Raw genomic sequence first — 23571 nt, forward strand, 5'->3', positions numbered from 1 at the left:
AGGCTCGCTTTAATTCACATGGGCACAAGAGTGCAGCATATCCAGTTGAGGGTTGATGACCTGAGTTTTTACACCTAACAAACTCAGTAAGCTTGGGAATAAATTATCCTGACTTAACTTTTCTTTAGTTTGTTGGCCTAAACAACTCACTTGTGCAAGGTTGTGTTGTTTCCAGCTATCAGAAAACCACATTATCATTGGTACATGCGTTTGTTGGGTCGGTGCAATTGCATATGGTGAACCATGTAAATATAAACCATGTTCACCCGTTGATTCACCATGATCAGATAAATACCATAAACCTGTTTGATATTTCGATAATTCTTTTAGGTTATTAATGATCTGACTTAACACATGGTCTGTGTATACAATTGTGTCATCATAACTATTTAATAACTCTGTTTGAGAACAACCCTGTATCGCATTAGTATCACAAGTCGGTTTAAACGGTTGATATTGGGCAGGTGCACGCTTGTAGTAGGCTGGACCATGACTTCCGACTTGGTGTAAAACAATGAGTCGCGGACGAGTGTCTTCTTTAGGAATAGTCGCTAAATACTCATTTAAGCTATCAATTAAAATATCGTCATAGCATTCGCCATCTTTACACCATTTTTGCTTTAACTTTTCTGGTATTTTGTACTGTTCAACACGATCACAAGTGCCCTTACAGCCAGAGTTATTATCAATCCAAGTTACTTGGTAACCCGCACGTTTAGCAATGTCCAATAGACCTTCACGGTGACTTGCTAGTTGTTCATCGTAGTCAACACGAGGCATTCCAGAGAACATACATGGAACCGACACAGCAGTTGCTGTACCGCATGAGCTGACTTGGGAAAAATTCAAAATATCTTGTTTAGAAAGTTCCGGATTCGTATTTTTCGAATAACCATTTAATGCAAAACTTTCTGCACGGGCAGTCTCACCAACAACGAGAACCATTAATTTAGGCAAGTTGCTTTGTACTTGCTGAACTTGATGAGCATCTTCTCCATAATGTATAAGTGGCAAGTTCTTCTTAGGTGCCATTTTGTGGTAATAAGACATTAAGGAAGAAATGCTATTTTGTGGTGAGATCATACCTTTCAAATCACGATGCTCACGAAAAATAGATGCAAAATCAACATAATAAACAAATAGTAAAACACCCACGATTGCACATGAGGCTACAATCGAACCAAGCTTTTTCATTAATAAGTAAGATACTTTTTCTTTTTTAAACTTTACCAGAGTAATTAAAATAATAGGCAAAACAACAAAGAAAACTGTCCAAAGCCCGAAACGTAATGAAATTAAATCAGAAACTTCAGATACATCAGTTTGTATCATATTTTGAATCTGATCAGGTGAGATAATTACACCTAATGTATTGACGAAATAAGAGCTAAAACCACCAATCACGATGAGTAAAATTGCAAAAATTTTAGCGGTCCATTTCCAGTTTAAAATCTGTAAAAGCGCATAATAAGCAGCAACCACAATAACTACTGTAGCAGCTAAAAATAGAATAGCCTTTATTCCAAAATATGGAGTTAAAAGATGCACTTGGTGATAAAAACCAATATTTAGAATTGCCCCTAACCAAATGGCTATAATCAAATTAAACATAAACAGCGAAATCTGCTTATGTTTTAAAGTAGAAAAAAAATTCAGCATCTTGGGTGACTACAATCTTTTTATGATGCTCTAATGTAGAAATTGAAACTTAAAAATGACTTAAATAAAAAATGATCTAATTCAGAAGCTTTAAAGCATGCTAATTCTTTTAATTTATATAAAAAAAGACGAGGTTAGATTTAACCTCGTCTTTTGAGCTTTTAACTAAATATTGTTTTTAGAAACTGTATTTAGCCATTAAACCAACACGGTTGTCTTTGTAATCATCACCAGCAAAGGTTTCGCGTTTACCATTAACATATTCAATACCTAAGTCAATTGGTTTAACTGGTGTATAAATGACGTTGAGCCATGCTTGCTGAACTTTTTCATTACCCGCAGTATATGCTTTAGCATAGTCTGTGCCATCATCAGCGAATTGAGCACCGTATGCTAAAGTAGCACGTAGGTTAGGTAAAATCTTATAAGTTCCACCCACTTGTACAGCTACAAATTCATTTTGCTCAATATTATCATTAACTAAAGTATAAGCAGAATTACTACCATATAAGTAGTTACTGTTACCTACAACATAAGAAGCATCAGCAAAGAGTTTTAAAGGATCTGCTACTTTAAAGTCAGTACCTGCAGCAACGCCCCACCCAGTCTGGTCATCGCCCTTTCCTGATTTGTAGTTTTCAACAAAAGCTCGAGCAGAAGCATTACCATTACCACCAGCATAACCTTGAGTAATTTTAGCTGTTAATACAGGTAATCTATATTTAACTGAGTCACCTGTTGCTGAACTATTACCTTCCTCAGCTGAAACAAATAATTGAGTCGCAGGAGCTAATTTATAGTTATAACGTACTTGTGGAATACGTGTTGTACCACCACCAATGTTCGTCGAAAAGTCGATCATTTCTGGTGCGTGGCTCGCCAAGAAGTTAGATGTAGTTTGACCAAACAACCAGTTGTTATAAGTTAAGTAAGCATGACGAATACGTACGTTTTCAGATTTGTTATTGTCACCACTTGCAAAGTCCAACTCAATTTTACCACCAACTTTGGCATTGCTTACAGGAGCAGTAAAATCTAAACCTAGACGAGTCGTTTTAGCAGTAGCACGCAATTTATCTTTTGCTTCACCATTAGACTTACTTACATCAGCGAAGTCACCATCCGCACCTTCGATAATATAGTTAGCATCGCCACGAACAAAACCATATAGATTCACATCAGCACCAGTTTTAGATTTTAATGATGCTAATGGAGAAGCTGGTGCAGCAGCTTGAGGTTGTGCCTTAACTTCAGCTAACTGTACTTGCTGTTGTTGCTGTACTTGCTGTTGTTGTTGCTGAACTTGACGTTGTTCTTGAATTAAAGCTTTTAACGCTTCAACTTCTTTACGAAGCTGTTGAATTTCCGCTTTGTCGGAAGTCGCAGCATGTGCCCCACTCATCATTAAAGCTGTAACTGTAAGAGCTAAACTTTTAATAACGAAAGATTTACGATTAAGGAATAGATCCATCAAAAACTCCTAAAAATATATTTTATGTTGCCTATCCATGCCAAGTTGATTTACGCCATTAAATTAGGAGCTAAAAAATCAACTCTCCTCCACATTGGTTACATTAATTTTATTACCGCAACCAAAACCAATTTCAACGTTGTGCAAGACTAAAACCTATAAACAAAGACATAAAAAACATACTTTGATTTACAGATTTTTACCTTAACTTCATGTTGTAACGAATCCTACACAACTCTCTTATCTTATAGAATGATTAAATCGTTATTTCATTATTCTTTTTTAGACTTTAGGCTAATAACCAATCTAATTGAACATTTTTCTGTCCATTTTGATTGATTCACATGATTTTTCTTGTTATCCAAATCCATTTTTTCTCCATTTAGCTTCCATTTGCTACCCACACAAGATGGCACAATTAATTGAGCATTTAAATAGCTAAAAATATACATTTTTAAAAACATAGACAAAGGTAGTAGATAAAGCTTAGATCACTGCTTGAGCAATATTAAAGTTCTTTATTTCATTTAGTTAACATTATTTTTCCTGTACTTTCTCATGTTTCCAGAGGAAAATAGGCAGTAAACTGATCACTGCAATAATGACAATAGCTATCAAATAATGGAAATAACCGAGTACATCTCCAATCACACCGCTAAAACTATAAAGAAGACCGCTAACAGTCGCCATGACTGAAACCTGAAAGGTAAAGTCTGTTCCCGCATATTCTTTTCGACTGTAATGCATGACTAGAGTCAACATAGCTACCAATAGCATTGCCGAGAATGCATCTTCTAAAGCATTGACTGTATATATAACCCAGACATTCAGCTGAATTTTTTGTTCATAGGCATAGGCTAAATAAGCATAGGCTCCTAGACTCATAATTTTAAAAACTGAAAAGCCAATTAATGCTGTTGGTCTTGAAAAGTATTTAAGCACTCCTCCTGCTATTGCCGCCCCAGCGAGTGCTGCTACTGCACCGAGCATCGTGATGTAAACACCAATTTGAGTAAAACTTAATCCTATATCCACCATTAAAGGTTTAAGTAATGGCCCTGCTAAGCCGTCTGCTACTTTAAAAGTGATCAGTACCATTAACCAAGAGCGGAGCTCTTTATTTTGAGAGAAATATCTTAGGTAAGCTTTAATTTTTAGAACTAAATTTTGCTGATCAAGTTTGAGTTCGCGACTCGCATGAGAAGTATGTTGAGGCTCTTTAAATAACCAAACTGGTAGAGTGTTTAAAAATACTATGGTCGCTAATAGCAAAAAAGTGGGTTGCCATGTTAACCAGTCTAAGCACCAAAGTACGGCGCCTCCCCCAACAATAAAACCTAACCGCGAACCAATGACCTGAAATGTATTGCCCCAATGCTGCTGATCATGTTTTAACAAGTTGACTGCTAAAGCATCGGTAGCAATGTCTTGTGTTGCTCCAGTTAAGTTCATAAAAAGAAGGGAAATAAAAAATGCGAATAAATAAATAGGTTGATCTAAAGCTTGAACAGGGAAAAAAGACAAAATACACAGTACACCCACAGTCAAAAACTGAGTAGGTAGAATCCAACTACGATAATGTCCTAAACGGGAAAGTGCGTGTCGGTCGACCCATGGCGCCCAAAAAATCTTGATTGACCACGGCAACATTAATAAGCCAAAGCCACCAATGTGGGCAAGTGAAACTCCTTCTGCCCTTAAAATCACAGGTAAAGCATGGGTCATAAACCCAACAGGCAGTCCTTGTGCCCAATATAAAGAAAATAGCAGAAGATAAAGATTTTGCTGCCGCAACATAGAAACCTACTTTTTATTTGTTTAATGAGGAATAACATCAAATGTCATGTTGTTCTTACATTTTGCCAATGAAGCATATATTTCAAAAGATTAAGATAAAACTAGGACAAGTTAAAATTTAAAAAAATATGGATCAACATTTCCCTAATTTACCTGATTTAGTACCTCAACGCGGTACTGCTTTAAGCCGAGCGCTATTTAAAAAACTTTTTTTAGCGCAAGGTTGGACAATTGAAGGCGAAGTTCCTAATTTGCCAAAAGCAGTGGCGATTATTTCCCCCCATACTTCCAATATTGATGGATGGTATGGCTTTCTTGCGATTTTCGGATTAGGTATCCAAATTACGGTCCTAGGTAAAGATGCCCTTTTTAAACCACCATTTAAACGAGCTTTAGATTGGGCTGGAGTTATTCCAGTTAAACGTGACACAGCCAATGGACTTACTGAGCAAGTCGTTGCAACCATTCAAAAATATGACAAGATCTGGATTGGAATGGCGCCCGAAGGCACACGTAAAAAAGCAAAAAAAATGAAAAGTGGTTTTTACCATATTGCTGCAAAAGCCAATATTCCCATTGTGATGTTTTCTTTTGATTATGATCATAAGACGATTCACTGTTTAGGGCACTTAAACCCAAGTGGCAACTACGACGAAGATCTCACCAAGATTTTTGAGCGTTATGAAGGAAAAATTTCACCTAAAAATCGTAATTGGCTTGCCGAACCTTTACAAAATCTAGTGAAAAAAACCTAGCAAAAATTGAGCAAATCTGGTCTCATGAGCCCTCTTAATTTATCTCGACGTAGATTATTTTTAAAGATGAAAATTGCTCAATTTGCCAGTATTGGATTTATCTCTCTAGCACTATTTGGCTGTGATAAATTTAGCAAAACACCAACACCGACAACCTCAATGAAAGCCCGTGAACCTGTGATTGCACTTGCTTTAGGTGGCGGTGGAGCAAAAGGATTTTCACATATTGGTGTAATTAAGGTTTTAGAGTCTCACGGAATTAAACCTAAAATTGTCACGGGTACCAGTGCCGGTAGCTTTGTTGGAAGTATCTACGCAAGTGGACAAACGCCTTATCAATTGCAAAGTCTGGCTTTAAAGTTACAAGAGTCAGATATCCGCGATTTAACACTTAATCGTCAGGGTATCATTCTTGGACAAAAGTTACAGGACTACGTTAACCGTAATGTAGGCAATAAACCGATTGAGAAGTTCCCAATCCGTTTTGCTGCCGTGGCAACACGCCTTGATAATGGTCAAAAAGCTGACTTCATTAAAGGTAATGCAGGCCAAGCCGTACGTGCATCTTGTAGTATTCCAAATGTGTTTGTACCAACAACAATTGGCAAGCAGAAATATGTAGATGGTGGATTGGTTAGCCCAATTCCTGTTAAAACTGCTCGTGATATGGGTGCAGATATTGTGATTGCTGTTGATATTTCTGCACGTCCAGCAGGAAATCGCCCAGCCAATATGTGGGGACTACTGGATCAAACCATTAATATCATGGGTCAACAAAGTATTAATGAAGAGCTCAAGCAGGCCAATGTTGTCATTCAACCTAAAGTTGGTCATCTAGGTACCCTTGATCTCAAATCAAGTAACCAAGCAATTTTGGAAGGCGAAAAAGCAGCTCAAGCGCAAATACGCCAAGTTGAAACTGCAATTGCAAACTTCAAAAAATCTCCAGCTGCGTTTAAGCCTGCACCACGCCCTAAATTCTAATTGAGGTGGTTTTTTTCTATCCACACTCCCCATCATCTGCTACAGTGGTAAAAGTGATATTGAGTCACTTTTACCCATCATAAAGATATATAAAAGAGCAGATCTATGGAGTTTGTTATACAACCTTGGCACTGGTTTGTATTGGGTATCTTACTTATTCTTTCTGAACTGATTCTACCCGCCTTTGCCGCGCTTTGGTTTGGTATTGCCGCCATTATGGTGTGCTTTCTCTACTGGTTATTTCCAGATATTAGCCTCACAACGCAAATTATATTGTGGATAGTTCTGTCAGTGCTATGCACCATTCTTTGGTTCAAATTTATTAAACCATTATCAATTGATAAGACTAAGGCGGGATTACCCCGTGAAGCGACTATTGGTCAAATTGGTATGGTGATTCAAACCGGTCTCGACCATGATCAAATTATCGTTCGCTTTCCAATGCCCATTTTAGGGGCTGATGAGTGGAACTGCCGAAGCACCACACCAGTCAAAGTCGGTGATCGTGTTAGAGTTATTGATATTTCGGGTAACGACTTAATTGTCCAGTCCCATGGTACTTCATAAACATTAAAGATAAAGAGAGGGTATTTTCATGCCAGTCGGTACTATTATTGTTTTAGCCTTTTTGGCTTTTGTGGCTGTCACCATTTTTAAAGGGGTTCGTATTGTTCCTCAGGGTTATAAGTGGATTGTTCAACGTTTAGGGAAATATCATTCTACCCTTAATCCGGGGCTTAATTTCGTGATTCCCTATGTTGATGAAGTGGCCTATAAAGTTACCACTAAAGATATTGTGTTAGATATCCCATCTCAAGAAGTGATTACGCGCGACAATGCTGTATTACTCATGAATGCTGTGGCATATATTAATTTAACCACACCAGAAAAAGCGGTCTATGGTATTGAAAACTATACATGGGCAATTCAAAACCTTGTACAAACTTCATTACGTTCTATTGTCGGTGAAATGGATCTAGATGATGCTTTGTCTTCACGAGATCATATTAAAGCGAAGCTCAAAGCTGCGATTTCTGATGATATTTCAGATTGGGGGATCACGTTAAAAACTGTTGAAATTCAAGATATTCAGCCCTCTTCTACCATGCAAGCTGCCATGGAAGCTCAAGCTGCGGCAGAACGTCAACGCCGTGCGACAGTAACGAGAGCTGATGGTGAAAAACAAGCTGCAATTTTAGAAGCTGATGGTCGCTTAGAAGCATCCCGCCGTGATGCAGAAGCACAAGTTGTTTTGGCAGAAGCTTCACAAAAAGCCATTGAGATGGTGACAAGTGCAGTGGGTGATAAAGAAACGCCTGTTGCTTATCTGTTAGGTGAACAGTATGTCAAAGCAATGCAAGATATGGCGAAATCGAGCAATGCTAAAACTGTGGTTTTACCAGCAGATGTTTTAAATACAATTCGCGGAATTATGGGAAAACATAATTAATTTAGTTACATTTAATACGTAATTGAAATCAAAACGGCGACTACTATGTCGCCGTTTTTTTATCTTTTATATTATTGGTTTTTTAATCTTTTCTGATCTTTCAAAGGTAGTTTTTTTACAACCAAATCATAAGAATCCTGAATTAAATCTTGAAGTAAATCGCTTGTTAAGTTCTTATGCGGTGTAATCGAAATCCAGTGCTTTTTATTCATGTGATAGCCTGGAATAATAAATGAATAGAGCTCCTGATATTCCTGACTTTTATACGGATCACATTTGACATTAACTATTTTGACGTCAGCTACTTCTGCTGTCAGCATGAATATTTTTTCTAAAATTTTAAAAACTTCATAGTCTGGACCAAATGGATGGTCCTGTTGGCTAAAAGGAAGATTGCGAGCGATTTCAATTGCAGCTTGATGAAGCTGAGCACCATTCATTCTTTTCTCCCTTATTCATTGAATATGAATAGAAGTTATGAATATTGATTTAATATTATTAATTGGTACGTGCTAAAAGGAATTGTGAGATATCTACTAATTCTTTGGCATCATCACCAAAATGAGCTAAAGCTTCAAAAGCTTGATCATGCAATTCTTTAGCATAGACCTTTGCTTGTTCGAGCCCCATTAAGGCTGGGTACGTCGATTTTTGTACTTGTTCATCCTTACCTGCGGTTTTACCCAAGGTTTCCGTACTCGAAGTAATATCGAGAATATCGTCTAATACTTGAAAAGCCAGTCCAATGGTCTGCCCATATTGACGCAACTTTGGAATTGCTTGATCTGTTCCAGAGAAAATGGTCACGGCACCCATCATAATAGCCGCTTGAATGAGCGCACCAGTTTTATTACGATGGATATTTTCAAGTTCGTCTTGAGTGATTTTCTTGCCTTCAGCTTGCAAATCTAAAACTTGTCCAGAGACCATTTTAGAGCTGGCAGTTGCTAAAATCTGCATTTGTTTTAGTACAATTGCGGCATCGGTACCCTGCCCTTGTTCATCAAACAAACGGCTACCTAAAACCTCAAAAGCCATTGATTGTAAAATGTCGCCTGCAAGCAAAGCCGTATCTTCACCAAATGCAACGTGACAAGTCGGCTGACCACGACGCAGTAAGTCATTATCCATACAAGGCAAATCATCGTGCGCTAGTGAATAACAATGGATAAGTTCAACTGCAACCGCAGCACGGCGGGCCGCAGCAAAATTTGGATTTGGCTGTAAAGAAGCAGTGGCATAACACAAAGCCGGACGCACACGTTTTCCACCAAGCATAACTGCATGGTGTACTGCACTTTTTAGAGGTTCTGGAATTGAAAATGCAGCCAGTGTCGTCAATAAATCTTGTTGAATACGTTGTTGAGCTTGTTTTAAAACATCCGCATTAACTTGAGAGAGTGATGACACAGTCGCCTCGATAAAATCAGTAGAGAAATTTTATTGAATGTCATGAAGCATTCATGCGCTACATCATACACGATTCACTGTTAAAAGTGGGTGATGAGTTTTTGAAGGCAACTGTAAAAAAGCCTCTACATAATTGAGAGGCTTTTTCTTATTTAACAACTTTTAGAAGCTGTCACCTGGAACGCGTACCCAACCTTCCATTAACACACGTGCACTACGGCTCATAATGGCTTTTTTCACGACCCATTGATCATTAATCAGTTCCGCTTGAGCACCAACACGTAATGTTCCAGATGGATGTCCAAAACGTACTGCTTCACGTTCTCCACCACCAGCCGCTAAATTTACTAAAGTGCCTGGAATGGCAGCTGCTGTGCCAATCGCAACCGCTGCTGTTCCCATCATCGCATGGTGTAATTTACCCATCGACAAAGCTCGAACCAATAAATCGACATCACTCTCTGAAACTGACTTACCGCTTGAAGCTGTATAGTTTTTTGGCTTAGAGACAAAAGCAATTTTGGGTGTGTGCTGACGAGCAGCCGCTTCTGAAATATCTTTAATTAAACCCATCTGCACCGCGCCATAGGCACGAATTTTTTCAAAACGTGCTAGTGCAGTTGCATCACTATTAATATGATCTTGCAACTCTGTACCTTGGTAACCCAAATCTTCTGCATTTAAGAAAATGGTTGGAATACCTGCATTAATGAATGTCGCTTGGAAACGGCCAATATCAGGAACATCTAATTCATCAACGATATTTCCTGTCGGGAACATATCACCGCCTTCTTCACCGTCATCGGCTGGGTCTAAAAACTCAATTTGAACTTCAGCGGCAGGAAACGTCACCCCATCCAGTTCAAAGTCCCCAGTTTCTTGAACTTGACCATTGGTAATAGGCACATGAGCAATAATAGTTTTTTGAATATTTTTTTGCCAAATTCGAACCGTACATAGGCCATTTTCTGGTATACGATCGGCATCAACTAAGCCATTTGAAATCGCAAAAGAACCAACAGCCGCGGTTAAATTACCGCAGTTACCGCTCCAATCTACAAAAGCTTGATCAATTGAAACCTGACCAAACAAGTAATCGACATCATGATCTGGCTGAGTGCTTTTAGCAAGAATAACGGTTTTACTCGTACTCGAAGTAGCACCACCCATTCCATCAATTTGTTTTCCATAAGGATCCGGACTACCAATGACACGTAGTAACAGCTGATCTCTTGCTTGACCTGCAACTTGAGCTCTTTCCGGCAAATCATCAAGTTTAAAAAAGACACCTTTACTAGTTCCACCACGCATATAAGTTGCTGGAATTTTAATTTGCGGTACTGAGCTCATATCAACTGTTATCCTTACTATTATGTTCTTCTATATCAAAACAAGCATTCTTGTTTACCCTTCTCTTCATCTTAAATTGTTTTAAGGCCAAGAGATAGCGATCTGCTTTATACATCAATCGTATTGACGCGAGCATATTTTGTGAATTTAACAATGCTCTTGCAATGACTTAATCTAAGCAAAATCTAAGAAAAAAAGTCTATCTGAAATTATATTTTTTAGAGTACTTTTCACTCGAAATAGAAATATTAAAAGCAAGATTATGATTTTAAATAGTTTTTACAATTACTTTTCAGTCACTGCTTATTAATTTGTAGTCTAGGCTAAAATAACTCCATCTATTAGAATAATTTACTTATTCATAGTGAGTGAAGACCTTTGACCAACGAATCTTCTACACTTCAACGAGGACTAAAAAATCGACATATCCAATTAATTGCTATGGGTGGAGCAATTGGTACCGGATTATTTTTAGGCTCGGCGCAAGTGATTCAATCTGCGGGACCATCCATTATTTTAGGATATGCCATTGGTGGCTTAATTGCTTTTTTAATTATGCGCCACCTGGGAGAAATGATTGTTGAAGAACCTGTTGCAGGATCGTTCAGCCATTTTGCGTATAAATACTGGGGGAAATTTCCCGGATTTTTAACCGGATGGAATTATTGGATACTCTACGTTCTGGTTGCGATGAGCGAACTCACCGCAGTGGCCAAATATATTAATTATTGGTGGCCTCATATTCCAGCGTGGACGTCTGTCTTATTTTTCTTTGTCGTGATTACGGCAATTAACCTAACAAACGTCAAATTTTATGGTGAGTCCGAATTCTGGCTCGCTATTATTAAAGTTGCTGCGGTCATCTCTATGATTGTTTTTGGACTCTATTTGCTATTTACAGCAGATGTAGGCTCAAATATTTCATTTAGTAACCTTTGGTCTCATGGTGGATTTTTTCCAAATGGCTTTAGCGGCCTCTTCTATATGTTGGCTTTCTTGATGTTCGCCTTTGGTGGTATTGAACTGATTGGTATGGCCGCAGCAGAAGCAAAAGATCCGAAAAAAACGATTCCAAAAGCAATTAACCAAGTCGTTTTCCGTATCTTGATTTTCTATATCGGTTCATTGGCAATTTTACTTTCATTAGTGCCATGGAACCAATTAGATCTTGGCGGTCTCGACAAAAGTCCATTTGTTATGATTTTTAGCCAAATGGGTATTGGTTGGGCTGCACACTTACTTAACTTTATTATTTTAACTGCTGCTCTATCTGTTTATAACAGTGGGATGTTTGCAAATAGCCGTATGCTCTACAGTCTTGCTCAACAAGGGAATGCACCAAAAGTTTTTGCAAAAACCAATAAACAGGGGGTTCCTATTCCCGCTGTTTTACTTTCTGCTTTATTAATCTTTGGTTGCGTTCTTTTAAATTACTTTGTACCTGAAGATGCTCTTGGACATCTCATGTATGTTGTAGTTGGTGCACTTGTTCTAAACTGGGCAATGATATCAATTACACATTTGAAGTATAAACGCTTTGTTAAGCACGCGAATATTAAGACTTCTTTTCCAGCGTTATGGTCACCTTTTAGTAATTACTTAGTTTTAGCCTTTATTGCTGTGGTTCTCTATATTATGTGGACTCAAGGCTTCAAAGAGTCAGTAATGATGATCCCTATTTGGATTACGGCAATGCTCGTACTTTTTGACTATTTAAATCCTAAAAAACTAGATTCCATTGTGAATCCTGAAGAATAAATAAATCTAAAAAGCCATTGTCTAGACAATGGCTTTTTTATTTAAAACTATAAGATTAAAGCCATATCTGAATCTCAGTTTAAAGCCACCGTTTCGTATCATCAGCGACTGGTGTGCCATGAATAACGTGCATAATCATTGCATGAGCAATACTGCCTTTAAATGGAATTTCAGGTAATTGATTAAATTTGAAAAACTGAGCATCGCTAAGTTCTTTCTCCTGAATTTCAATTTCGCCCGCTTCATATTCAGCTTTAAAAGCCAACATTAAGTTACTCGGAAATGGCCATGGTTGACTCGCCAAATACTGAATATTCTTAATGTGTAATCCAACTTCTTCTAATGTTTCACGTCGCACAGCATCTTCTAGTGTTTCCCCTACCTCGACAAAGCCAGCGATTAAACTGTACATCTGGCTCGTATTTCTGGCATTTTTAGCCAGCAAAATCTCGTCCTCTCCACGTGTAATAATAGTAATCACACAAGGATTAACTCTAGGATATTGACTAAAGTTACATGCTGGACAAGTCATAGAATATTCAGTCTTATGCTGTTGGGTTTTATGTCCGCAACGGCTACAAAACTGATGATTACGACGCCACTCTAGCAACTGAAAAGCGCGACTTGCCTGCTCAAACTGAGGTTTAGTCCAATACTGTAAGAGTTGGCGAATGGGTATAAACTGATATCCATTTGGTATAAGTTCGCTTTCTTGGAAATCTCTTGCTATTACTAGAGGGTCTGCTTGTATAGGTAAATCATATTCCTGCTGTTCAAGGCAAGGTAGATTAAAATTCGCATCAACCAAAAGTTGTTGCTGCTGAAAAATATAAGCAATAGGAAGGTTGTTGGTATCCATTTATATACTCGAGTGAAGAACCTTTCGATGGCCTCTATGGCTCCTTCAAAAGGATCAAGCTTAAACATATTTTTTAAAAATCTTACGCATACTGGCAAACATCTTCAATTTATTTAATTTGTATCTTTTTGATTAAAATCACATTTTATTCACGCACGCTATGCTTTTAAGTTATATCTATGACTTTATAGCTAACTGACCAGTGATGAACTTAGAAGCTCTGCTTCACATAAAATTGATCTCTGAAAACTTAAACTAGTTTTAGTTCCATCTCATGAAGCAAAAATATGCGATTTGGTTTAATTCTGGGTGATCAATTAAATCACCAACTCGCAACGCTCAAGTATTTAAACCGGAATGAAGACGTTATCTTGATGGCTGAAGTACTTGAGGAAACATCTTATGTTGCTCATCATCCACAAAAAATAGCGCTGATTTTTAGTGCAATGCGTCACTTTGCAAAAGAATTAAAAGCACAGGACTGGAAAATCCGTTATCACACATTTAAGCGCGAAAGTCATATAAAAAAGTTAGTCGACTTTATTGCTTTGCAGCAGCAACACTTCTCGGCGAATACTCTCGTCATTACCCAATGTGGTGAGTATCGCTTACAACATGAAATCGAAACTTCATGGGCTAACAAGCTAAAACTACCTGTTATGTGTCTAGAAGATGATCGCTTCTTTTGTACTGTAGAACAATTCAAGCGATGGGCAAACAAATATAAAACGCTAAGAATGGAATACTTTTATCGAGAAATGCGCAAGCAAACTCACTATTTAATGCATGACCAACAACCCGTTGGCGGGCAATGGAACTTTGATCAAGCCAATCGAAAAGCATGGTCAGGCAATCCATCTTTGCCATCAAAATTAGCCTTTGAGCATGATCAAATTGATATAGATGTTATTCAACTGGTCAAGAAAGAATTTTCACAACATATCGGCAATATCAACTCCTTTCAATGGGCAACTACCCGTCAAAATGCCCTACTTGCTCTAGATCATTTTATCTCTAACATCTTACCTCACTTTGGCGATTATCAAGATGCCATGGTTTATGGTTCAGATTTTATGTTTCATAGTCTGCTCTCACCTTATTTAAATTGTGGATTGTTGTTGCCAAAAGAAGTGTGTGACGCTGCTCAAACAGCCTATTACAGCGGACAGGCTCCCTTAAATGCAGTAGAAGGATTTATTCGGCAGATATTAGGGTGGCGGGAATATGTGCGTGGAATATATTGGTTATCTATGCCTGACTATAGTGATCAAAATACCCTTCATGCCAGCACGCCGCTGCCACAATATTATTGGACGGGTAATACAAAAATGGCATGTATGGCCGAGTGTTTCAGAAATACCTTTGCACATGGCTACGCTCACCATATTCAGCGTTTAATGATTACAGGCAACTTTGCACTTTTAGCAGGTGTAAATCCATCAGAAATTTGCGAATGGTATTTAGCTGTCTATGTAGATGCTTATGAATGGGTCGAATTACCGAATACATTAGGCATGGCCATGTATGCTGATGGCGGCATCATGGCAAGTAAACCCTATGCTGCATCAGGTAATTACATACATAAAATGTCAAATTATTGTCAGCAGTGTACATATAACGTCAAAACAAAAACTGAACCAGACAGTTGTCCATTTAACAGCTTGTATTGGTATTTTATGAGCCAGCATGAGGCCATATTTCGTCAAAATCCCAGAATGGCTATGGTCTACAAAAACCTTGATCGTATGAAAGATAAAGCTTCTGTCATGCAGCATGCAAAGTTACTTATTCATCAACTTGATGAGCTTTAAGATCATGAAAAAACAGCATCTACCCCAGAAAATATGTGTCTATTGTCAACGCCCTTTTGACTGGCGAAAGAAATGGGAGCGTTGCTGGGAAGAAGTAAAATATTGCTCTGAAAGATGTAAACGACAGGCTCGCTCAAATAAGTAAATATTCCACGCGATTGTTTTAACTGATTCAACACTACTCTTCATTGTTGAATCAGCTATATTTCAATTGGTTATATATGATGATGTTAAGCATATTTATACTGACGAGAACAGTAAGCTCGTTCAACCTCTGGTGAACGTAATTGCTGATGCTTAGTTTTACGCCCTGCCATACGTTTACGCCAAAGTTTAAAACTATTGGTTTTTAGGTTGTATCTCATTAAACGAATAACTTCGCTTTCGCTTAAGCCATACTCTCGCTCAATTGCTTCAAATGGAGTGCGATCTTCCCATGCCATTTCAATAATTCTAGATAAGTCCTGTTCATCAATTTTTTTCATGCTCTGCCCTTTTGAATTATAGGTAGCTAAATCTGATTTTTAACAAACAACCTTTCGGGAATAGTTTCATCTACTCAATTGCTTGTCTTAAACCTTTTCGTGTTTTGCTTGAGATCATAGAAAGACAAACATGAAGTTTTTGTGATTTTTTAGCTTTATAAACTGTTTTTCTACAGACATAAGTGTTTGAAACCGTTGAATGGTTCAACTTTATCTTTATTGGCCACTCTGGCAAAAGTTTTTAATAACTAAAACGTAAAAAAGCCATTGCCTTCGCAATAGCTTTTTTGTTTATAATCATAAAATTATGCGCCCTTAGCTTAACTGGATAGAGCAGTTGCCTCCTAAGCGACCGACGTGGGTTCGAGTCCCGCAGGGCGCACAAACTTAATACGTTAATCCTTCACTTCAGCCAACAATGTTTCAGCTGCAAGTTTTCCTAAATTATTAGAAGCAAGTGGACTATCACCAGTTAGCAATTTACGGTCTCGATGACATTGACCTGTAATGCCCTTATTTAAAATTTCGACACCGAGCTTTTCAAGATTTTCACCTACTAACCAAGGTAAAGCCCCCGGCATATAACCAATATCAATATTTGCTCCCTTATCTAATGAATCAGGGAATACACAAATTTGATAACCTTTAAAAATATAATTCTCAGGTTGTTCGCCTACTGCCGCAGCTAGTAATGAAGCTGGACCATGACATAACGTAATAATAAATTTATCTTGTTCAACCGCCCATTTAAGAACTTTTTTCACCTCAAGGCTATGTGGAATTTTAGCTAATACGCCATGCCCACCCGGAATAAATACAGCCGTATATGGTGAGTTTTCACCGACTGCATTTTCTAAAATGTCAGCTAGTTTTAGCGGATTTTTTAATTTATCTGCATATTTCTGAAAGGTGTCTAACACCACTTGTTCTTGCTTTGGCATTGCCCACATTTCAAGTTTGGCAGAGTTCCCTGAAAGTGTCGCAATATCAATTTCGAAGCCAGCATTATCTAAATGAAACATCGGTAAAAGCATTTCTACAGGATGGTTACCTGTTGAAAAGAACTTACCGTTTTGCATCTGAATATAACGTTCATCAGTTGCAATCATTAAAACTTTTTTATTGCCTGTATACGGCGTTGAATAAGTCGTGCCATCGTAATCGGTTTTAGGAGCAGTATATTGACTTAGTGAATAAGGTGATGGGAAAAAGGCATTATCTTCAGCCAAATCTGGAGTAGGATTTTTATCATCAATATTTGCGGTATTCATTGTTACTATCCTTTTTCATCAGTATGGAAAGAAATAATAAGGTAAGAACCAATTGTTATTTCTTACTCAATTTATAGGTGAAGTTATAGAACTGGTGCAATCTGCCAATAGAATTTGGCAATTTTTATAGAGAAATAGGCAGAATCTAGAATTATAAAATTCAGTTTAGGCGAACCTGTCGTTCGCCCAAACTTCAATGATTACAGCGTTACGCATTCATTTCTAAAACGATCTTTCCAATATGATCACCTTGTTCCATACATGCGTGAGCACTTTGTACATCTGAAAAAGCATACGATTTATAGATTTGCGGTAAACATTTACCTTGAGCCAATAATGGCCACACATGCTCATTCAAAGATTGGGCAATTTGTGCTTTTTCTTGGCTATTACGTGCTCGCATCGTTGAACCCGTAATTGTGGCACGTTTTAAAATCAGTTTTTGTAAATCAAATTCTTTTGCGATTCGTCCCCCCATAAAACCAATAATGACCAATCGGCCATCACGTTTTAATAGATTTAGGTTTTTCGTGAAATAAGAACCACCTACAATATCTAAAATGACATCAACACCTTGATCTTGAGTGTGCTTCAAAACTTCCTGCTCAAAATCTTGGGTTTTATAGTTAATTGCTGTGGTGAAACTAGAGAGTGCTTTAATTTTATCTTCACTACCAACCGTAGCAAAAGTTTTAATCCCTAAAGCTTGGCAAATCGCTAAAGCTGTGGTTCCAATACCACTTGCCCCACCGTGAATCAATGCAGTTTCATGTTTCTTTAAACGGCCAATATCAAATAGGTTTGCCCAAACCGTAAAAAATGTTTCCGGAATCGCAGCAGCTTGTGTAAAAGATAAATTTTCAGGAATTGGTAATACTTGAGTTGCTGTTACCGCACAGTACTCAGCATAACCACCGCCATTTGTTAGGGCGCAAACTTTATCTCCAACCTTGAATTGATCGACTTGTTCACCTACAGCAACCACGACACCAGCGACTTCAAGTCCGGGTATTTGAGTAACACCTTTAGGCATTGGATATAAACCCATACGCTGCAATACATCAGGGCGGTTAATTCCAGCAGCCTTTACCTCAATTAAGACTTCATCTGCTTGAGGTGCTGGAATATTTGCATCTTGAACTTTTAGAACCTCAGGTCCACCAGGAGCCGTAATTTCAATAATTTTCATGGTTGTTGGAAGGGTCATATAATGCTCCATGTTTGATTTATATTTCAAAATACTAATCTACGTTAAATAATTGAAGACTTGGGTGGAACTCCAAACAGTCGCTTAAATTCTCGGCTAAATTGAGAAGCACTAACATATCCAACTTCATAGGCGGCTTCTGCGACTCCCATTTTATTGTTCGTGATTAACTCGCGTGCCTTATGTAACCGAGTAATTTTGATGTACTGTAAGGGCGAATAATTCGTCACCTTTTTAAAAGTTTGATGAAAAAGCGATATGCTCATGCCCGCTTGTTTCGCCAACTCTTGAACCGTTAAGTTATGATAATAATCACGTTGAATAATTTCACAAATGGTGTAAATCACGCCATTTCGACTTGCCATAGCCGATAAGCTCTCGACTAGATTGCCGCCTGAAGCCTGCACCACACGATAAACCAATTCTCTTTTAACTTGCTCACCCAATATAAAAGTATCTTGTTTAGAACGAAGTAAATTGAGCAATCTGAGAGCAACATCTGAAATGGTGGCATTCATGTCAATCACTCTAAGCCCACAGCTTAATTTTAAATCTTCTGAATGAGCATCTTCAGTAACCACTTGTTGCTGTTTATCCATTTTAGTAATGAGATCAGCCATCATTTGTGGTTCAAACTTTATTGCGATTGCCAACATGAGTTCATTATTTTCAACTACAGTATCGCAATTAAACGGTATTGCAATTGAGATAAATAAGCACTGTCCTTGTTGAAACTGAAAGATTTCTTTACCAATATATCCGCGCTTTAACCCCTGTATCACTAAAACAATTGAGGGTTCTTGCAGCACGGCAATAGGTGGTGTGGAATGATCTACACGCATCAAAGTGATGTTAGAAATAAAAGTAGGATAGAGGCCTTCTGCTGGAGCCAAGTGCAAAAATGCATCGACCAAATGTTCTGTAAGATGATTTTGCGGCATAGTTTTATTGTGAGAGGTAATCTAATAATCAATATAACAATGAACTTAAAATGAAAACATCTGTCTTGCGTTTACTTTGTATAAATAGGCAATTCAAATCAATTTTTAGGCATAAAAAAACCTAGAGCATTCTAGGTTTTTTTCAATTTATAAGATTATTTAAGCCGATAAATTAAAGAACATTGCTGCAATCAAAATAATTACACCAAGTACAATTCGGTACCAAGCAAATACACGCAACGTGTGACGCTCAACAAACAGTACCAATGCTTTTACAACAAACAGCGCGGCAATAAAAGCAGCAACGAATCCAACCCCAATATTAACCATATTGTCTGAGGTGAGTACGTCAGCATTTTTAATCAAGTCAAAAGTCGCAGCCCCCAGCATGGTCGGCATAGCAAGGAAGAAAGAAAATTCTGTAGCAGCTTTGCGTGATAAACCTGCAAACATTCCGCCTACAATTGTTGCGCCTGAACGCGAAGTTCCCGGAATCATCGCCACACACTGAGCAAGACCTACTAAAAGTGCTTGTTTAAAAGTAATTTTAGTTGCATCGAGTGTTTTATGTTCAAACTGTCTAGATTCAACCCAGAAAATGATCAGGGCGCCGACAATTAAGGCAATCGCAACCACAATTGGGCTAAATAGAACACTTTTAATAAAGTCGACAGCTAGAACACCAATAATGACTGCTGGAAAGAATGCAATAAGCACACTAATCGCAAAATGACGTGATTCCACATCACCACTAAAGAATCCCTTAATCAAGTTAATAATTTTTTGTCGGTATAACCAGCACACTGCCAAAATAGCACCTAACTGGATTACGACCTCAAATACACGACCGCCGTCTGAGTGGAAATCGATAATATGACCAAATAAAATTAAATGGCCTGTACTCGAGATGGGTAAAAATTCAGTTAAGCCTTCGACAAAGCCTAAAAACAGTGCTTTTATAACTTCAAAATTTTCCATAACTTGCTCAAAGAAAGTTAATGATTAGAACGACCTAAAATTTATTTTATCGAAATTGGTAAGTCCCAAATTAGACTTAACACAAGTTCAATATCAGATCATTTCTAACGTTTGTGGTTATTGCCCCTAGTTAAAGGCAGTTTATTTAAAGTGCGATAATGTATCACATCATGATGACAAACTTGGGTTAACTATCGTAAAAAGATAAAACTTGGTTAATAACTGCCAAAGTTTTTCTTATTATAGACAAAGCTTTTTACCTTAACTTACTCTACAAAATGATCTTAAAAAGTCCTTAAAAAAACATGATATTATTCTGATCAAATGCAACTCATATCAAAAATTCAATCTGAATGAAAAATACCAAAATTAATGCACGCCATCTCATTATCGATTTATTTCTTTCCTCGGCCTACCCTCAACTCACCATTAAACAAATATTAATTGCCGCTAAACTTTTTAATATGAGTGACAACGGTATTCGTGTGGCTACGACTCGGCTATTAAATGAAGGGATGATAGAAAGTGTAGAACGCGGTATTTATCAACTTTCGCCATCAACCAAAGAATGGGCAAAAGTTATTTTGAATCGTAAAAATGGCATTAAGCAGACTAAAGAATGGCAACAACACTATCTGGCAGTCTTTACTGGAACTTTGGGTCGTATTGATCGGACCGCTTTAAAAAAGAGAGAACGCGCTTTACATCAATTTGGTTTTAGAGAGCTCGAAACTGGAATTTATATACGTCCAGATAATTTAGCGTATAGCTTTGAAAAAACATGTGAAGAGCTCGTATTAGCGGGCCTTGAAAATGAAGCTAAAATTTCTATTATTCAAAAACTTGACTCAAAAACAGTTTCGTTAATTCCTTCTTTGTGGGATACCAAACAGCTTGAAAAGAACTATGAAATGTATAGTCAAGATATCCAAGAATGGCTTTTAAATTATAAAAATTTATCCTTAAACGAGGCCGCCACTCAAGCTTTGTTATTAGGACGCGAAACAATTACCTTACTCATGAATGATCCTCTACTGCCCTCTCCATTTGTTGACGAACATGCCCGCAATCAGTTTGCTCAAAATGTACAACAGCTCGATTCGATTGGACAAAAGCTGTGGCAGAAACTTTATGAAAATGAATTAGCCCACTAACGGGCGATTTATTTTTTTACAAACAAATATTTCACTTTTTAAATTTTTATGACTATATTTGTAATATAAAATATGGATACCAAACTCTAATTTGGGAGAATAAAAATGAATGCACAGGTGAGTGTTACCGATCTATTTAGCAGAGAAGAAATACAAGAGCTTACAGAACCTTCAGATGCATATGGCGCTTGGGCCGTTACTAGCACATGGGCTGTTATTGGAGGAACATTTGCCAGCTTAATTATGATGTGGGATTACTTACCGAGTTGGGGAAAATTATTAGCATGTATGCTTGCTCTAGCTGTTTTAGCTGGCCGTCAGTTATGCCTCGCAATTTTAATGCACGATGCATCCCATAAAAGTTTATTCAAAAATAAAAAAATAAATGACTTTGTAGGCGAATGGCTATGCGCCCGTCCAATCTGGAATGATCTACAAAAATATCGCGTACATCATGTTCGTCATCATGCAAAAACCTCTACTCCAGATGACCCTGACCTTTCGTTAGTTTCTGGTTTTCCTGTAAGCAAAAAATCGCTTACTCGTAAATTTTTACGCGACTTAACGGGTATGACGGGATTAAAGTTTGGCTTTGGTCGAGTGTTAATGGACCTAGATCTAATGAAATGGACCGTTGCAAATCATCAAGTCTGGTTAGATCGAAGCAATAAAGATTTCGTTGACTATGCCAAAAGTCTTATAAAAAACATTAGTGGTGCCATTGCTACCAATGTTGCTCTTTATGGTGTTTTAAAAGCTTTTGGTCAGCAACGGTTTTATTGGTTATGGCCTTTAGCGTATTTGACACCGTTTCCATTATTTTTAAGAATTCGCTCAATGGCCGAACATGCAGGGATGCAAACGAGTAATACCGCTTTAACTAATACCCGTACTACACGTGCAGGTTGGATTGCTAGAAGTTTTGTAGCGCCTATTCATGTCAATTACCACATGGAACACCATTTAATGGCTTCGGTCCCCTACTTCAAACTGCCACGTATGCATCGTCTATTGAGAGAGCGCGGCCATGTTCCAGCACCACCTAGCTATTTTGAAGTGATTGATTCACTCTCATCTAAGCCAGAATAATCTACTTAATTGACTCAAATCATAAATGAAAGGCCATGAAATTAAATTTGTGGCCTTTTAACTTAAATCATCCATCTTATGTTTGGTTTGGAAATATTTAGGCGTCATCCCCATCCAGCGCTTAAACGCACGAGTGAAGTGAGAAGTTTCGGCATAACCCAGTATTAAAGCCACTTTTTCAACCGACATATTATTTTGAGATAAAAGTTTCTGGGCATGGTCCTTTTTCAGTGAGTCCACCAAAAAGGTAAAACTAGTGTGATCAAGAGCTAAATAGCGTTGCAGGGTTCGCTCTGACATATTCATGATATGAGCCACTTGCCCAACTTTTAATGTCTCAATCTCCCCATTCAAAAGCAATTTTTCGGCAACTTGTTTGACTTGTCCTTTCCAACCACTTTTTAAGTTTAATTTCTCTATATCCCGCTTACATTGCGCATTTAATAACGGCGCTAGCATTGGGTCTGCCGTTAATACAGATTGTGCTAAATACTCTTTTGGAAATATCCAACGATTACCCTTTTGGTTAAATAAACAAGTCACAGCCAGTTGATGACTGATTTGGTCAAAACCTATCGGCTCTGGCATTTGTAATTCAACTTTTCCCAAATGAGAAAGCCCTGTTAATTTTTTCGCAATTTGAACAAAACCGAGTAACAAAAAAATGTTGGCATTGGGGCTCAGCTGAAATGCATTGACGGGCTGATGAATTGACCAACAAGCATCATTATTTTCTTGTTTTAATTCCGGTCTAAAGACCTTACAACGTGAACCAATGAATTGTTCAAGTATTTTCAGTGCTTCTCCTAAATTTGGAGAAACTATGGCAGCCATTCCAACTGAACCATAACATGAAGCCGTCATGCTTAAAGCTAAATATCCAGCTAATGCTGGCTCTTTGCATAACTCGATCGCCCGCTCAATAAGCTGATTTAAGATGTTGAATTCAACATACCAGTAAGGCTTTTCTAATTGGTCTAAGGTTATTCCACTTCCATTTAAAAGCTGCTCACCAGAGACACCCCACCGCTTAACAGTCTCAACAATTAAATTAATATAAGTTCCGGGTAATTCTGGATTCATAAACAAACCAATCAGCAAAAAAATGGCGCAAAATGGTAAAAACTGACAGTTCATGAACT

Annotated in this window: 23 protein-coding genes and 1 tRNA gene; 10 read left to right on the top strand and 14 right to left on the bottom strand. The window is 37.8% G+C overall.

The window, feature by feature from the left end:
- Positions 1–9: 9 nt before the first annotated feature.
- From HMPREF0013_RS21385 to HMPREF0013_RS21400, 4 genes are all read right to left on the bottom strand, one after another.
- Entirely contained in the window at positions 10–1659 is a 1650-nt protein-coding gene (locus HMPREF0013_RS21385) for a phosphoethanolamine transferase (RefSeq protein WP_005072860.1), read from the bottom strand.
- Between the two features lie 178 nt (positions 1660–1837).
- Positions 1838–3130 (bottom strand): DcaP family trimeric outer membrane transporter, encoded by a 1293-nt coding sequence (locus HMPREF0013_RS21390; RefSeq protein ID WP_002116353.1) that lies wholly within the window; start codon positions 3128–3130, stop codon positions 1838–1840.
- Between the two features lie 272 nt (positions 3131–3402).
- Positions 3403–3594, bottom strand: a complete 192-nt coding sequence (locus HMPREF0013_RS21395; RefSeq protein WP_005804665.1) for a hypothetical protein — start codon at positions 3592–3594, stop codon at positions 3403–3405.
- 73 nt (positions 3595–3667) lie between these two features.
- Complete coding sequence (locus HMPREF0013_RS21400; protein WP_002116253.1) at positions 3668–4927, bottom strand: MFS transporter; 1260 nt, start codon at positions 4925–4927, stop codon at positions 3668–3670.
- A gap of 128 nt (positions 4928–5055) precedes the next feature.
- Between HMPREF0013_RS21400 and HMPREF0013_RS21405 the strand changes: the two genes are divergently transcribed.
- From HMPREF0013_RS21405 to HMPREF0013_RS21420, 4 genes are all read left to right on the top strand, one after another.
- Positions 5056–5682: a lysophospholipid acyltransferase family protein gene (locus tag HMPREF0013_RS21405; RefSeq protein ID WP_002116508.1), complete on the top strand. Its 627-nt coding sequence runs from the start codon at positions 5056–5058 to the stop codon at positions 5680–5682.
- 66 nt (positions 5683–5748) lie between these two features.
- The gene (locus HMPREF0013_RS21410) at positions 5749–6666 is read left to right on the top strand and encodes a patatin-like phospholipase family protein (protein WP_002116244.1); all 918 of its coding nucleotides are present in this window, start codon (positions 5749–5751) and stop codon (positions 6664–6666) included.
- Positions 6667–6771: 105 nt separating this feature from the next.
- Complete coding sequence (locus tag HMPREF0013_RS21415) at positions 6772–7233, top strand: NfeD family protein (RefSeq protein ID WP_002116499.1); 462 nt, start codon at positions 6772–6774, stop codon at positions 7231–7233.
- 28 nt (positions 7234–7261) lie between these two features.
- Positions 7262–8116, top strand: coding sequence for an SPFH domain-containing protein (locus HMPREF0013_RS21420; RefSeq protein WP_002116544.1), 855 nt, complete (start codon positions 7262–7264; stop codon positions 8114–8116).
- Between the two features lie 71 nt (positions 8117–8187).
- On the opposite strand, the gene HMPREF0013_RS21425 is transcribed toward HMPREF0013_RS21420, so the two are convergent.
- From HMPREF0013_RS21425 to prpF, 3 genes are all read right to left on the bottom strand, one after another.
- Entirely contained in the window at positions 8188–8556 is a 369-nt protein-coding gene (locus HMPREF0013_RS21425; RefSeq protein WP_002116325.1) for an MmcQ/YjbR family DNA-binding protein, read from the bottom strand.
- Between the two features lie 58 nt (positions 8557–8614).
- Entirely contained in the window at positions 8615–9526 is a 912-nt protein-coding gene (locus HMPREF0013_RS21430; RefSeq protein ID WP_002116125.1) for a polyprenyl synthetase family protein, read from the bottom strand.
- A gap of 162 nt (positions 9527–9688) precedes the next feature.
- Positions 9689–10876, bottom strand: a complete 1188-nt coding sequence (gene prpF, locus HMPREF0013_RS21435) for a 2-methylaconitate cis-trans isomerase PrpF (RefSeq protein WP_002116337.1) — start codon at positions 10874–10876, stop codon at positions 9689–9691.
- 378 nt (positions 10877–11254) lie between these two features.
- Between prpF and HMPREF0013_RS21440 the strand changes: the two genes are divergently transcribed.
- Entirely contained in the window at positions 11255–12634 is a 1380-nt protein-coding gene (locus tag HMPREF0013_RS21440) for an amino acid permease (protein WP_002116340.1), read from the top strand.
- Positions 12635–12713: 79 nt separating this feature from the next.
- Here the strand turns inward: HMPREF0013_RS21440 and nudC are convergent, their stop codons facing one another.
- Entirely contained in the window at positions 12714–13493 is a 780-nt protein-coding gene (gene nudC, locus HMPREF0013_RS21445; protein WP_002116282.1) for an NAD(+) diphosphatase, read from the bottom strand.
- Positions 13494–13780: 287 nt separating this feature from the next.
- Here nudC and HMPREF0013_RS21450 point away from each other — a divergent pair, with 287 nt between their 5' ends.
- On the top strand, positions 13781–15304 hold the full coding sequence (locus tag HMPREF0013_RS21450) for a cryptochrome/photolyase family protein (protein WP_002116547.1): 1524 nt from the start codon (positions 13781–13783) through the stop codon (positions 15302–15304).
- Positions 15305–15308: 4 nt separating this feature from the next.
- Positions 15309–15449 (top strand): DUF2256 domain-containing protein, encoded by a 141-nt coding sequence (locus HMPREF0013_RS24770; RefSeq protein WP_077162469.1) that lies wholly within the window; start codon positions 15309–15311, stop codon positions 15447–15449.
- A gap of 85 nt (positions 15450–15534) precedes the next feature.
- Here HMPREF0013_RS24770 and HMPREF0013_RS21455 read toward each other — a convergent pair whose 3' ends face one another.
- Positions 15535–15789, bottom strand: coding sequence for a TIGR03643 family protein (locus HMPREF0013_RS21455; protein ID WP_002116175.1), 255 nt, complete (start codon positions 15787–15789; stop codon positions 15535–15537).
- 309 nt (positions 15790–16098) lie between these two features.
- Here HMPREF0013_RS21455 and HMPREF0013_RS21460 point away from each other — a divergent pair.
- A tRNA-Arg gene (locus HMPREF0013_RS21460) sits at positions 16099–16171 on the top strand.
- Positions 16172–16184: 13 nt separating this feature from the next.
- Here the strand turns inward: HMPREF0013_RS21460 and hchA are convergent.
- From hchA to HMPREF0013_RS21480, 4 genes are all read right to left on the bottom strand, one after another.
- Complete coding sequence (gene hchA / locus HMPREF0013_RS21465) at positions 16185–17060, bottom strand: glyoxalase III HchA (protein WP_002116447.1); 876 nt, start codon at positions 17058–17060, stop codon at positions 16185–16187.
- 208 nt (positions 17061–17268) lie between these two features.
- Positions 17269–18279: an NAD(P)H-quinone oxidoreductase gene (locus tag HMPREF0013_RS21470; protein WP_078210291.1), complete on the bottom strand. Its 1011-nt coding sequence runs from the start codon at positions 18277–18279 to the stop codon at positions 17269–17271.
- Positions 18280–18311: 32 nt separating this feature from the next.
- Entirely contained in the window at positions 18312–19208 is an 897-nt protein-coding gene (locus tag HMPREF0013_RS21475) for an AraC family transcriptional regulator (RefSeq protein ID WP_005804668.1), read from the bottom strand.
- A gap of 159 nt (positions 19209–19367) precedes the next feature.
- Positions 19368–20186 (bottom strand): undecaprenyl-diphosphate phosphatase, encoded by an 819-nt coding sequence (locus HMPREF0013_RS21480; RefSeq protein WP_002116515.1) that lies wholly within the window; start codon positions 20184–20186, stop codon positions 19368–19370.
- A 353-nt stretch (positions 20187–20539) separates the two neighbouring features.
- On the opposite strand from HMPREF0013_RS21480, the gene HMPREF0013_RS21485 reads away from it, so the two are divergent.
- Positions 20540–21340 (top strand): PaaX family transcriptional regulator C-terminal domain-containing protein, encoded by an 801-nt coding sequence (locus tag HMPREF0013_RS21485; RefSeq protein WP_002116030.1) that lies wholly within the window; start codon positions 20540–20542, stop codon positions 21338–21340.
- 105 nt (positions 21341–21445) lie between these two features.
- Entirely contained in the window at positions 21446–22429 is a 984-nt protein-coding gene (locus tag HMPREF0013_RS21490) for a fatty acid desaturase family protein (protein ID WP_002116459.1), read from the top strand.
- Between the two features lie 57 nt (positions 22430–22486).
- On the opposite strand, the gene HMPREF0013_RS21495 is transcribed toward HMPREF0013_RS21490, so the two are convergent.
- Positions 22487–23512, bottom strand: coding sequence for an AraC family transcriptional regulator (locus HMPREF0013_RS21495; RefSeq protein ID WP_025464193.1), 1026 nt, complete (start codon positions 23510–23512; stop codon positions 22487–22489).
- Positions 23513–23571: the final 59 nt, after the last annotated feature.

The organism is Acinetobacter sp. SH024, assembly GCF_000163635.1.
Classification (GTDB): Bacteria; Pseudomonadota; Gammaproteobacteria; order Pseudomonadales; family Moraxellaceae; genus Acinetobacter; species Acinetobacter pittii.